Genomic DNA, 13138 nt, shown 5'->3' with positions numbered 1-13138 from the left:
TTTCCCCAATAAATCTTAACCTTTTAAAATAGTAATTTAATTAACTTTTTTTCTTTTTAAATAAACTATTTTTTCTTTACCTAATTTATTTTCATGTATAATTTCGAAGTCTTGGTCTATTTCATTTAAAGCATTAAGTCCTTTTCTAATTTTAGGACTTATTAGTAATATAATATAATCAATTCTCTCTTTTAATGTTTCCATTAAAGTATAAGTACCTTCTACCATAATAAACTTATAATCTAATAGTTTGAATAAATCATCACTTATTATTACCTCTCTATTAGGTACTTTAAATAATGGTATATTATTATCAAATACTTTGTTTTTTGAGTATATAAATATATTTGGTGCGCGTCCAACTATATATCTAGCATCTAATGTTGGTTTGTCTACTCTTACAGTATTTCCACCTATTAACATTAAATCGATTTTATCTCTTAATGTATGAGTAAAGGCAAGTGTTTGATTTGATGAAATTTTGCCATCTATACAGCCATTTAGAGTCATAGCCATTTTAAAAAATATAAAAGAACCACTATTCCATTTTATAAATGGATATAAAAGCTCATAAGCCTCTTTTTCCATACAACCAAGGGTAACATCTATATTTTCTTCTTTTAGGGTGTCTATACCCCCACTTGCCTCTTTATTAATATCTTTATGAGCTATAATAACTCTTTTAGGTTTCAATTCTTTTAACAAAATTGCACAAGCAGGTGTTTTTCCAATATGATTACATGGTTCTAATGTAACATAAACTTCACAATCCACAAAAAATCCATTATGATTTTTAATCAAATATTCATGAATATCATGACTTGTTTTTTTCATTTTAATTAAGTCATTAGGATATTTTTTCAAATAAGCAGCTTTTAAAGCATTTACTTCAGCATGGGCATGTCCTGCCTCTTTATGTGCTTCAATTGATAGTATTTCACCATTTTTTACAACTACACAACCAACAGCAGGATTAGGATATGTTAATAATTGATACTTCCAAGCTTCATCTATAGCTAGCTTCATATAAAAGCTATCATCAATTTTCATTATGACTGCTTATTAAATAAAAGAAAACTACCTGCTGCTATCATAATAGATCCAGCTGAATAATTTAATCTTTTTAGTGATTTTTTTGATTTTAATAGTTGTTTAGCTTTATTTGCCAAGATTGAAACAAACATTAATCCTATCATTAAAGCAACAATTGTTAAAAAAGATACCCAAATAATATCATTTGCACTCAATGATTTTATATCTAAAAATGTTGGTAGAAAAGCTATATAAAAAAGTATAACTTTTGGATTTGAAGCAGAAATAAGGAATCCCTGTACAAAAGCTAAAATAAAATCTTTTTTTAGCTTCTCTTTTTTTTGAGGTTCTTCAATCTCTATTGGTGCTGTAAACATTTTATACCCAAGATAAAATAGATAAACTGCACCAAAAATTCTAATTGCTTCAAATAAAAAAGCATAATTATGTGCAATAGTAGCTAATCCTAAGCATGCAAAAATTAAATAAATTACATCACTTATTGTCATACCTAAAGCTAAAGGGATACATTGTTTAGCACCAAGTGTCATACCTCTTGCAAGAAGAGCAAATACACCAGGCCCAGGAGTTATTCCAAATATTAATATTGCTAGAAAAAATGTTAAAGAGCTTTCTAAACTCATTTTTTAGCCTATATTACCATTCAAAATATGTTGAAGCACTTGATATTTCATCATATGTTATAATCTCTTCACCATGTTCAGTTTTAATTTTTACTTCATTATCATCAGCAGCAATAATCTCACCTTTGATAATATTTTTTTCAAAATCTTTTAATTTTATTTTTTCACCAACAGATGATTTATAATGTTGTGGTTTTTTTAGTTTTCTTTCAATACCCGGTGAACTTACTTCAAGATTATATTTACCTTGCATAGGTTCTTCAATATCTAAAATTGGAGAAATCATTCTAGAGATTTCAGCACACTTGTCTAAAGATATTCCACCTTGTTGTGTTACATATATTCTAAAGATATTACTATCATTTTCTTTTAAAGAAACTATATCATAAAGTTCTGCACCACATCCCTTTACAGCTATCTCAATTGATTCTTCTAAATTCATGATTTCTTCTCTTTTTCAATTTGTCTAAATAGATCTTCTATACTTTTTGATGATTCTAATGATTTATCGTTTACAAACTTAAATGTTGGACATTTATACCAACCTGTAGAGCTTAATACATATGATTTAATTCTACCGTTTGCTTTTGTTAATGCAGATATTATCCCTGGTATCTCTTTATCACTAAAATCACTACCGTCAAAATATACTGTTGCATCATATTTACCATTTTTACAATTAACACCTGTAATAGGTAATGAACGAATTCTTTCGTCACTAAGTGTTGATAATGCTTCTGGAACCAACTCCATTAGGAGTGATTCCGTTCTTTGTAGATTAATACTTTTCAAGATAAACTCTTTTAGCCGTCAATATGAACTTTCTCTTCAATTTGAATAAATGTTTCAATGAAATCACCAACTTTAATATCATTGAATTTTTCAAACATAATACCACACTCATAACCGTTAGCAACTTCTTTAACGTCATCTTTGAATCTTTTTAGAGATGAAATTTTACCAGTATATGTTACAACACCATCTCTAATAATTCTAGCATGTCCACCTCTTACAACTTTACCATCACTTACGATACATCCAGCAACTGTTCCCACTTTAGGAACAACAAATGTATCTCTTACTTCTGCTTGTCCAGTATTTTCTTCTCTAATTACTGCACTCATCATACCAGATAATGCATCTTTAACATCATCAATTAAGTCATAAATGATTGAATATGTATTAATAGTAATACCATCAGCTTTTGCTTTATTTTTAACAGAACCAGTAGGTCTTACATTAAATCCTAGGATAATACAACCCTCACTTGCACTTGCAAGTACTAAGTCAGATTCAGTAATACCACCAACTGCTGCATGTACAACTTTTACTTTTACTTCTTCATTTTGAATTTTTTCTAATGAACCTTTAATAGCTTCAAGAGAACCAGCAACATCAGTTTTAATAATTACTGGTAATTGTTTGATTTTTCCTTCAGCGATTAATCCACTCATCTCTTCTAAAGATACTTTTGTAGATTTAGAAAGCTCTTTTGCTCTTGCATGTTCAGCTCTAGTTGTAGCAATCTCTCTTGCTTCTTTATCTGAATCTTGTGCAACCATAATAGCTCCAGCTGCTGGAACATCATTTAATCCTAAGATTGTACCAGTTTCAGATAAACCTAATTCTTTTACAGGTTTACCTAAATCATTAGTAATTGCTTTAACTCTACCATAAGTAGTATCACAAACAATATTATCTCCAACTCTTAATGTACCATTTTGTACAATAACAGTTGCAACTGGTCCTCTACCTTTTTCAAGTGATGATTCAACTACAGATGCTTTTGCTTTTGCTTTAGGATCAGCTTCAAGTTCTAAAATCTCTGCTTGAAGTAAGATATTTTCTAATAAATCATCAATTCCCATTCCAGTATGTGCTGATACACCAATGAATTCAATATCTCCACCCCAATCTACAGGAGTCATTTCTCTTTCAGCCATTTGTGCTTTAACCATATCCATGTTTGCAGTTTCTTTATCCATTTTGTTTACTGCAACAATAATAGGACAACCTGAAGCTTTTGCATGTGATATAACCTCTTCAGTTTGAGGCATTACACCATCATCAGCTGCTACAACAATAATTACAATATCAGTTACATCTGCACCTCTAGCTCTCATAGCAGAGAACGCGGCGTGACCTGGAGTATCAACAAAAGTAATTTTTTGATTATTTTGTTTTATAGTATAAGCTGAAATGTGTTGAGTAATTCCACCAGCTTCTGCTGATGCAATTTTTGAACTTCTAATTTTATCTAATAATGAAGTTTTACCATGGTCAACATGTCCCATTATAGTAACCACTGGAGGTCTAGTTACAAAGTTTGATTTATCAATCTCTTCATCTTGATAATCTTCTACATAGTTAACATCTTCAAGGGCATCTTTTACTGTTACTTCAATACCAAATTCTTCACCAAGAATCTCTAACTCATCTTGTTTCAAGAAGTCATTTTTAGTAACCATCATACCTAAACCAAATAGTACAGTAATAACTTCTGCTGGTGACTTACCACAAGCTTCTGCGAATTCATATACTCTGATGTCCTCAGGTATAGTTACTTCTGTAATAGTAACCTCTTCTCTAACTTGCTTAATTCTTTTCTTTCTTTTACCTCTTTTTAAACCTTGTGGTCTATTTCCAAAGGCAGCAGGTTTTGAAGCTCTTGATTGATTTTTATTTTTATCATTATTCTTATTATTTGAGTCTTCAAAAAGTTTTGAAGTATCACTTAAACCCATATCTAATAATACAACTTCTTCACCAAGTAAAGATTCATCACTAGAAGATTTAAACTCTTCTGTTGAGTTCCCAGCTTCAAACTCAATCACTTTACCATGGTCATGAGATTTTGCAGGTTGTCTTTTTTTCTCTTTTTTCTTAACTTGTGTTTTTGCTTGTGTTGAAGCTGCTGCAGGTTGTGCAACTTTTTTATCTTCTGATTCATTTCCACCTAAAATCTCACTCAATGATTTCATAGCTTTTTTAGGTTGTGAGTCACCAGTAGTAATTTCATTATTTATAGGTTTAGAAATATCCTCTTTAGGTTTTTTCTTCTTAACAATTTTTAAACCTCTTCTTTTTGGAACAATCTTATTTGGAGTTACGCTTTTAACTGGTTTATCTTTTTTTACTTCAGTCTCTTTTTCAGAAACTTCTTCAGTTTTTGTATCTTCATCTACTGTTTTTTTAATAGATGGTTCTTCAGAAGGTTTTTCTTCTTTAACTTCTGTTTTAGCAGGCTCTTCATTGCTCTGTTTTTTTACTACTACTTTTTTTGGTTTTACTGGTTTCTTTTTTAACTTACTACTTTTACCAGTCATTATATAGTTTGCTATCTCTTCAGCATCTTCAAATGAAACTGCACTTTGAGGTGATTTAAGTTCAATCCCTAAATCTTTGGCTTTGGTAATTACTTCATTACTACTAGCTCCTGCCTCTTCAGCTATCTCATAAACTCTTACATTATCTGACATGCGTTAATATCTCCTTAAGTTGTCCTATATAGTCATCTTTGTTTTTACACACTCTGCATAGTGTTTTTTCAAATCTTTTCAATTCTTTTTGATTGTTTTGTGAATTTTCAAAAATAGAAAGACAATCACTACAGATATAAAAACTTCTGCCATTATTATCAAATGGTACAAGTTTCTTATCTTCACATTTTAAACGAAACAGTTCATTTTGAGGAGATTTTCCTCTACAAATGACACAAGTTCGTATGGGTCTTTTTAAAATAGTCAATATTATACCTAATTTATACTTAATTTAATAGTTTTTAATAATCCACGGTCACACCAGCATTATCAAAGTCTCTTGATAAAACTTTAAAGTGTGGAAATCTCTTCTTTAATTCTTTTTCAATTCTATGTGCATCATCATTAAATGCAATAGAAAATAATGTTGAACCAGAACCAGATAAAGTACTCATTAATGCACCATTTTTTAATGCTGTTTTTTGAACATCAAAAAGTTCAGGCATCTGTTTCATTCTATATTTTTGATGAACTTTATCTTGAGATGCAATCTTCAACATTTTCCAATCTTCACTTATAAATGCTGCTGCTAATAAAGATGAATGTGATATATTAAACACTGTATCATCTTTTGAATATTTATAAGGTAATGCTTTTCTAGCTAATTGAGTTGATATAGGTCTATTTGGTATAACAACTATTGCTTTTAAAGATTTAGGCATATTTTTATTTATAAATTTTACTTCATTATCTTGAACAGTAGCTACATTAAAACCACCCATTACAGCAGGTGTAATATTATCAGGGTGACTCTCATAAGCTAATGCCAAATTTAATAATTTTTCTTTTTCAATCTCTATACCCTCAATCGCATATGCACTTGCAATTGCTGAAACTATAACAGCTGACGAACTACCTAAACCTCTTGATAAGGGAATTTCATTTGTAAATTCAAATCTAAAATGTCTTTTTCTATTTGATAAATTATGATAAAAATCATTAAAAATTGCTATAAACATATTGTTGTCTTTAAGCACTGGGTTATTTGACCCCTCACCTTTTAATGATACACTATGAAATTTCGATGGTTTTATACTAACTTGATTATGCAATGATATTGCTAATCCTAAAGTATCAAAACCAGGTCCTAAATTGGCACTAGTAGCAGGCACAGATATTTTCAAACTTCTTCCTTTAAACAGCAGGTAAATTATATATTGGCAAAGTTTCAGTTGAAATATTAATATTTTCTAAAACGTCTGGCAATTCAAAGGGTGACATTTTACAGTTATTTTCTAAAAAGTCAACTTTAACACCATCACTTGTATTAATAAAGTATTTTTTACCTAAAGCTTTAATTGGAGTATTATTATTAAACTCAAAGCCACTGCAGGCTTTTAAGTCTATATTATGGGAGATAGAAACCGTTTTCAAAAATACATATGCAACTTTTATAGCCATATATGAACCAGGTGTATTTACATAAATTAATCTATCAATAGTATATTCATCTAAAACTTTTTTAAAAAGAACAGGTAACAAATCAGAAGTCATCCCCTCTTCTTCATACATTTTTATTAGTTTTTTATTTTCATAAATTCCAACTAATAGGGGTCTTGCAATACTTATAACTAAAACTTCAATCATATATTATGCTTCAACCTTTGAATAAGCTAGCTCAAATACTTGTGCTTCATCTTGTGCTTCTTCTAAATCAATTATTTCGTAATTTGCTTCATCTTCATAAAGTTTTTTTGTAAGTAAATGATTTAAATGATGGCTTCCCGCATGGGCATCATATTCACCAACTAAAGTGTATCCCAAAAGTGCCATATCACCAATTGCATCTAAAATTTTATGTCTAACAAATTCATCTTCATATCTTAATCCATCAGGATTTAACACTTTACTATGGTCTAAAACTATTGCATTTTCCATGCTTCCACCCTGAGCTAAACCAATACTTCTTAAATATTGAACCTCATGTAAAAATCCAAATGTTCTAGCACGACTTATATTCTCTTTGTATTCAGCAATAGAATAATCAAAATGAAATTGTTGTTCCCCTATAACTGGATGTTCAAAATCAATAGAAAAATCATATATGATATGGTTTGAAGGTTTTAAAGCAACTTTTTTTCCATCTTCTGTAGTTACTTGAACATCTTTTTTAATCTTAATTGCTTTTTTTGATTTGTCTAATTCTTTTATACCAGCTTCATCAATTAACATACAATAACCTGATGAACTTCCATCAAGAACAGGTACCTCATCATTATCAATTACTACTCTTAAGTTATCAATTCCATAGGCATATACAGCTGAAAGAAGATGTTCTATTGTTGAAACAACAACACCATCTTTACCAATTACAGTAGCCATTTTAGTATCTACAACATTTTCAATTTTTAATGGAATTGTAACACCTGCATCTACTCTGTAAAATATTATTCCCATATCAGAATCAAGTGGTTCAAGTCTCATTTTAACAGGTACGCCTTTATGAAGCCCTATTCCAATAATTTCTACACTTTTTTCTATAGTTCTTTGTCTCATTTACTACTTCTTATTTCTTGTTTTGCTTCAGCTAAAATATTTGAGATTCTTGTTTTAATCCAATTTCTATCCATCCACTCTATTGGATTTACTTCTATTCCTTGAACTAAAACTCCAAAGTGTAGGTGATCTCCGAAAACTGCTCCAGTACTTCCTGTATTTGCTATTATTTGACCTGCTCTTACATCATCACCTTTAGTAACTTGAAATTGACTAGTATGGGCATATAAAGTTTGAAGCCCAAAGCCATGGTCTACAATAAGTGTATTCCCATATATTCCTAAATAATTATTAAATATAACTTTTCCATTATTTGATATCTTAACATCAGCATGTTTTATACTTGCCCAATCCATTCCTAAATGCCAAGCTTGGTCAATTTTTTGTCCATCATAAGAGTATTCTCTTCTTTCTGCAAACCCTGCAAATGTTTTTGAACCACTTAATCTTCTAAATGGTTTAATATTAAAACTTGTTATCATCTCTTTTGACATATTACTAATAGATTCTTCTTTTATAGTATTTACATTATTAGCTCTTAGTTCTCTATTTTGTTTTATAAATATCTCTTCATTTGTATTTGGTATTTCATAATCACTTTTTTGTAATACTGGAATTGACACTTTATTAATAAAGTTATCACTAATTGTTAATTTATCATTTTTAATTTTTAAATCTTTTATATAAAAAGGTACTTTTGTTGTAGTCTCATTGTTTGCTTGATCAATTGCAACTAGATTTACTCTAGAAAACTCATCAAATTTTATATCAATAGGCCAAGCTATAATAGCAGCATAAAATCCCTCTTTTAAGTATGGGATTAATTCAAATCTATATTCATTATTAAAAGTGATATATTTATCTTTTAAGTTTTCATCCCTAACTTCAACAACTAAAGCAGCACTTCCACCCCTTTTTATATTGTATGAATTAGAAATAACTCTAGCTATTGGTCTTTTTTTATCTATATTTAGTTTATACTCTTTATAAGATTTATTTCCTTGAAAAAAATTCCAAAAAGAATTATCATAAACCTCGATAGCAATAATTACCTCTTTTATATTTGGTCTTAAAGGTAAAGGTTTGATATTTAATACAACTTTTTCTTGTTTTGCAGAAATTGTATTCTCAGAAAGTTTTTCTATATTATTTCCAGACTTATAATAGATTTTATAAGATTTGATTCCACTTTCATCAAATAGATCAACAGATAAAGAATCTTTTAGATTCCAAAAACCTGAACTGTTCAGAACTATCTTTGCTGGTTGTTTTTCAAATAATGGAGAGAAATAAACAAATCCTCCTCCAGCTATTATTAAAATAAAAACAAATCCAAAAACTATATTTAATAAACTATTCTTTTGTCGTCTCAAGTATTTCCTTTAAAACTCTTTTTCTTACACTTTCTATATCCGTTGAATCAATTGAAAACCCTGCTGCGTTTGTATGGCCACCGCCACCAAATATTGAAGCTACTTTTGTCACATCAATCTTATCTTTTGATCTAAGACTTATTCTACTTACTCCATTTACCACTCTGACAAATAAAGCAACTTTTACAATTTGGATCCTCATAATCATATTTAATGCTTCTTCGCAATCTCTATTATGAGCTCCTGTTTGTTTAAACCATTCATCTTTTGCGTAAATAGTTGCAACTTTCCCTTCATCATAAAGTTCTAAACTCTCTAAAACTTTTGGGATAATTCTATATTTTGCTAAAGAATCTCTTCTTTTTATTTTATTAGCGATATCTGAAGGACTTGCTCCAAACTCTACTAAATGATTTACTTTCTCAAAAGTTAATTCATCACATCTATTTAAAGAAAAAGCCAATGAATCATCATATATACCTACATATAAAGCTGTTGCACTATTTTTAGTAATATAAAGACCATTAAATCTAAAAAAATCATATACAATTTCAGCCGTTGAACTCTTCATAGGGTCAACTAAATTTATAGTTCCAAAATTATCATTTGAAGCATGGTGATCAAAATTAATTAAAGGTATTGATTCATCTACTTCAAACCCAAATCTTTTTTTAGATGCACAATCGCAAGATATAACTAAATCATAAAATTTAGGCAGTTGGTCTGTCATTTTGTCAAACCTACTAATAAAATCTAAATTTCTAGGTAAATCTGAACTTACATTAAAAACTTTATGTTTAATCTTATTTTCATGGAGTAAATTTGATAATGCTAAAGCTGAAGAGATAGAGTCTGCATCAGGATTAACATGTGTTATTATCAAAATATATCTACTACTTTCAATTAGTTGTAAAGCTTTTGAAAAATTTGTCATATTTATCTTGTTATTTAGAATAAAATCTTTTTTCATTTTTTTAGTATGCCTAACTTTTATTAACCAATTGTAAATTAGTCAAATTTCATTGAAAAATCTAACCAAGTTGCTTGGTGGATTATACTTCCACTACTAATAGCATCAACTCCTGTCAAAGCAAAATCTCTAACAGTATTTAAAGAGATATTTCCAGATGCTTCTAATAATACATGTGGATGAACATCATCTCTAAATTTAACTACCTCTTTAATCTCTATTGGAGTCATATTATCACACATAATAATATCAGCACCAGCTTCCATAGCCTCTTTAACTTGCTCAAAAGTTTCACACTCAATCTCTATTTTAGTTACCCAAGAGATTCTTTTTCTTGCATCTCTTATAAATGATTTTAAATCAGTAATTGTTCTTAAGTGTGTATCTTTTAACATTAAACAATCATCAAGTCCAAGTCTATGGTTTATAGCTCCACCTACTCTACTTGCGTATTTTTCAAAATCTCTTAATTGGGGTCTTGTTTTTCTAGTGTCAAGTAAAGCAACATCTAAATCTTCAATTTTAGATGCAAATTTATTTGCCATAGTAGCAATTCCACTTGCATGTTGTAACATATTTAAAAATGTTCTTTCACTAGATAAAAGGATTGAAGCTTTACCTTCTAAAACTGCTATAACATCACCCTTTTTTAATATTTGACCGTCATGTTTTAAAAACTTACAATCAAATTTTTCAGTTTTTGCTAAAGCTTTAGCATAAAGTTCACCAGCTAAGATACCATCATCTTTCGCAATTGCTTTTGCTTTAAATCTACCTTTTGGAGCCACATCATAAAAAAGGTCTCCTCTACCATTATCTTCAATAATAGCATTTTTAACAAATTTCTTAATATTTATCATATCTCTAGCATCCTCTCTAGTGCAACTCTTGCCCATTTTATTACATCATCATTTACTTTAATTAATGTTTCTTCACTAATATTATTATCTTCAATGGATTTTAAAGTTCTATATACATCTTCTAGTGTTGTTTCATTCATAGTTGGACATTCTGGTTTTGTAGAACTTAATATATATGTGTTTTTATCTCTTAATCTGTTTACCATATTAAATTCAGTTCCAACTACAACTTTTTGTTCAAGAGGTAACTCTTTTATATATTTTATAAGTTGTGAAGTTGAACCCACAAAATCAGCTGCATCACAAACAGCAGGATCGCACTCTGGATGAACTGCTACTAATATATCTGGATATTTTTCTCTATAAAATTCTACATCTTCTACTGTAAAAAGTTGATGAACAGAACAAAAACCATTATAACATATAATATCAGCTTCATTTAAATCACTTCCATCTCCAACCACAGCAGATTTTAGATTTAATGATTTAGCAAAATTTTGACCTAAACATCTATCTGGAACAAAAAATATTTTTTTACCAGACTCTAAACCTTTTTCAATAATTTTATAAGCATTTGAAGAGGTACAAACCATACCGCCCATTTGACCAACTTTTGCTTTTACTGCAGCACTTGAGTTAATATATGTTATTGGAAGTATGTTTTCGTTTGCTATTCCTGCATCATTTATCATCTTAAGGTTTTGTTCATAATAACCTTCATCAATCATTCTTGCCATTGCACAACAGGCAATTTTTGGCATTAAAACTGTTTTTTCTGGGCTTAAAACTTTTACACTTTCACCCATAAAACCGACTCCACAAAATACAATATATTTAGAACTTGTTTCTTTTGCTTTTTTGGCTAATTCAAGTGAGTCACCAGTTATATCTGCTAACTCAAAAACTTCGTCTCTTTGGTAGAAGTGTGCTACAAGTGTAACATCTAATTCTTCTTTTAATCTATAAATCTCTTCTTTTAAGTTCAATTTTTATACCTTGAGTTAAAAATTTATCAAATCATATCATTTAAATTAAATGGGAATATAACAAAATTTTAGTTATAATCCACTTACTAAATTTAAATACAAAAAAATACAAGGTTTTATATGGATTTTCTTTTCAATTTTAATATTTTATTCTATCTTTTTGCATATCTTGCTGGTTCAATCCCTTTTGGTCTTCTTTTAGCAAATATTTTTGCAGGTGTAAATATAAAAGAGAGTGGAAGTAGATCTATTGGAGCTACAAATGTTTTAAGAGTTGTAAAAGAAACAAATCCATCTTTAGCAAAAAAATTAAGTATTGCTACAGTAATCCTTGATGCTTTTAAAGGTGCAATTGTTTTACTTATAGCTATGGCTATGGATGCAAGTGCTTCAACACTATGGGCAATTGCTGTATTATCTGTATTAGGACACTGCTATTCTGTTTTCTTAAGTCTAGAAGGTGGAAAAGGTGTAGCAACTGGTCTTGGTGTTTTCCTAGTTTTAATTCCAATTCCCACTTTAATTGGAGCAATACTTTGGTTTGTATTTGGAAAAATATTAAAAATCTCATCTCTTTCTTCTTTATTAGGATTAACAGGTGTAGTTATAGCAGCAATTATTTTAAATAATGGATTAGATGTGGGTAGTAATGCACCTATGTATATTATTGCTTTTATCATATATTATAAACATCTTCCAAATATTATAAGACTAATAAAAGGTGAAGAAAAAAGAGTTATATAAATGAAAGTAAAAATAACTGATTTAACTTTTTATTGTATCATTGGTATTTTAGACTTTGAAAGAAAAAAAGAACAAAAAGTTTGTATAAATCTTAGTTTCAAATACAATTATATTAATAATAACTCTTTTATTGATTATGCTGAAGTTTCAAAAGATGTTGAAACTATTATGAAAGAGAAAAAATTTGAATTAATTGAAGATGCAATAATCTATTTAAAAAAATTTATAAAAAAGAAATATCAGCTTAAAAAGCTCAAAATATCTATATCTAAACCAAATATTTTAACAAACTGTATAGTTTCTATAAAAAAATAACTATTTTATAAATTTAAATCCTAACTTAAAAGTTGACAAGTTGGTTACATTTAAAATCTTTTTAAGAAAACTTTAAAATTTACTTATGTAAAATTATGCAGCGGTCATCCGGAAAAGTATCGTAATTACCTTATAACTACGATAGTTCGCGCGTCCGGTTAACTGACTTACAAATTTGT

At 29.0% G+C, this 13138-nt stretch carries 15 protein-coding genes; 2 read left to right on the top strand and 13 right to left on the bottom strand.

Annotated features, from left to right (window positions below; all coding sequences use genetic code 11):
* Positions 1 to 36: 36 nt before the first annotated feature.
* Genes ribD through nadA form a run of 13 tightly spaced genes read right to left on the bottom strand, consistent with a single transcriptional unit; the run spans position 37 to position 11900 of the window.
* A complete protein-coding gene (ribD, locus tag ACKU3H_RS05660) occupies positions 37 to 1050 on the bottom strand; it encodes a bifunctional diaminohydroxyphosphoribosylaminopyrimidine deaminase/5-amino-6-(5-phosphoribosylamino)uracil reductase RibD (RefSeq protein ID WP_320036002.1) in 1014 nt (337 codons plus the stop codon).
* Positions 1050 to 1676 carry a LysE family translocator gene (locus tag ACKU3H_RS05655; RefSeq protein ID WP_320036001.1) on the bottom strand — a complete coding sequence of 209 codons (627 nt, stop codon included), beginning with the start codon at positions 1674 to 1676 and terminating at the stop codon, positions 1050 to 1052. Before ACKU3H_RS05655 ends, ribD begins: the two co-directional genes overlap by 1 nt.
* Positions 1677 to 1689: 13 nt before the next feature.
* Positions 1690 to 2118 (bottom strand): ribosome maturation factor RimP, encoded by a 429-nt coding sequence (gene rimP, locus ACKU3H_RS05650; protein WP_320036000.1) that lies wholly within the window; start codon positions 2116 to 2118, stop codon positions 1690 to 1692.
* Positions 2115 to 2429 (bottom strand): 30S ribosome-binding factor RbfA, encoded by a 315-nt coding sequence (rbfA, locus tag ACKU3H_RS05645; RefSeq protein WP_320035999.1) that lies wholly within the window; start codon positions 2427 to 2429, stop codon positions 2115 to 2117. The genes rimP and rbfA overlap by 4 nt, the downstream gene beginning before the upstream one ends.
* Positions 2430 to 2479: 50 nt before the next feature.
* On the bottom strand, positions 2480 to 5155 hold the full coding sequence (gene infB / locus ACKU3H_RS05640) for a translation initiation factor IF-2 (RefSeq protein ID WP_320035998.1): 2676 nt from the start codon (positions 5153 to 5155) through the stop codon (positions 2480 to 2482).
* On the bottom strand, positions 5145 to 5423 hold the full coding sequence (locus tag ACKU3H_RS05635; protein WP_407933679.1) for a DUF448 domain-containing protein: 279 nt from the start codon (positions 5421 to 5423) through the stop codon (positions 5145 to 5147). The genes infB and ACKU3H_RS05635 overlap by 11 nt, the downstream gene beginning before the upstream one ends.
* A gap of 34 nt (positions 5424 to 5457) precedes the next feature.
* Complete coding sequence (gene thrB / locus ACKU3H_RS05630) at positions 5458 to 6339, bottom strand: homoserine kinase (protein WP_320035997.1); 882 nt, start codon at positions 6337 to 6339, stop codon at positions 5458 to 5460.
* Positions 6340 to 6349: 10 nt separating this feature from the next.
* Positions 6350 to 6802: a hypothetical protein gene (locus ACKU3H_RS05625; RefSeq protein ID WP_320035996.1), complete on the bottom strand. Its 453-nt coding sequence runs from the start codon at positions 6800 to 6802 to the stop codon at positions 6350 to 6352.
* Between the two features lie 3 nt (positions 6803 to 6805).
* Entirely contained in the window at positions 6806 to 7711 is a 906-nt protein-coding gene (gene lpxC, locus ACKU3H_RS05620; protein ID WP_320035995.1) for a UDP-3-O-acyl-N-acetylglucosamine deacetylase, read from the bottom strand.
* A complete protein-coding gene (locus tag ACKU3H_RS05615) occupies positions 7708 to 9084 on the bottom strand; it encodes a M23 family metallopeptidase (protein ID WP_320035994.1) in 1377 nt (458 codons plus the stop codon). Before ACKU3H_RS05615 ends, lpxC begins: the two co-directional genes overlap by 4 nt.
* Positions 9065 to 10054 carry a bifunctional oligoribonuclease/PAP phosphatase NrnA gene (locus ACKU3H_RS05610; protein ID WP_320035993.1) on the bottom strand — a complete coding sequence of 330 codons (990 nt, stop codon included), beginning with the start codon at positions 10052 to 10054 and terminating at the stop codon, positions 9065 to 9067. The genes ACKU3H_RS05615 and ACKU3H_RS05610 overlap by 20 nt, the downstream gene beginning before the upstream one ends.
* Positions 10055 to 10092: 38 nt before the next feature.
* Positions 10093 to 10914 (bottom strand): carboxylating nicotinate-nucleotide diphosphorylase, encoded by an 822-nt coding sequence (nadC, locus tag ACKU3H_RS05605; RefSeq protein ID WP_320035992.1) that lies wholly within the window; start codon positions 10912 to 10914, stop codon positions 10093 to 10095.
* A complete protein-coding gene (gene nadA / locus ACKU3H_RS05600; RefSeq protein WP_320035991.1) occupies positions 10911 to 11900 on the bottom strand; it encodes a quinolinate synthase NadA in 990 nt (329 codons plus the stop codon). Before nadA ends, nadC begins: the two co-directional genes overlap by 4 nt.
* Positions 11901 to 12020: 120 nt before the next feature.
* Between nadA and plsY the strand changes: the two genes are divergently transcribed.
* Positions 12021 to 12644 carry a glycerol-3-phosphate 1-O-acyltransferase PlsY gene (gene plsY / locus ACKU3H_RS05595; RefSeq protein WP_320035990.1) on the top strand — a complete coding sequence of 208 codons (624 nt, stop codon included), beginning with the start codon at positions 12021 to 12023 and terminating at the stop codon, positions 12642 to 12644.
* Complete coding sequence (locus ACKU3H_RS05590) at positions 12645 to 12959, top strand: dihydroneopterin aldolase (RefSeq protein WP_320035989.1); 315 nt, start codon at positions 12645 to 12647, stop codon at positions 12957 to 12959.
* Positions 12960 to 13138 lie beyond the last annotated feature (179 nt).

The sequence above is a fragment of the Halarcobacter sp. genome, from assembly GCF_963675975.1.
Taxonomy (GTDB): domain Bacteria; phylum Campylobacterota; class Campylobacteria; order Campylobacterales; family Arcobacteraceae; genus Halarcobacter.
This window is presented reverse-complemented; position numbering and strand designations above follow the sequence as displayed.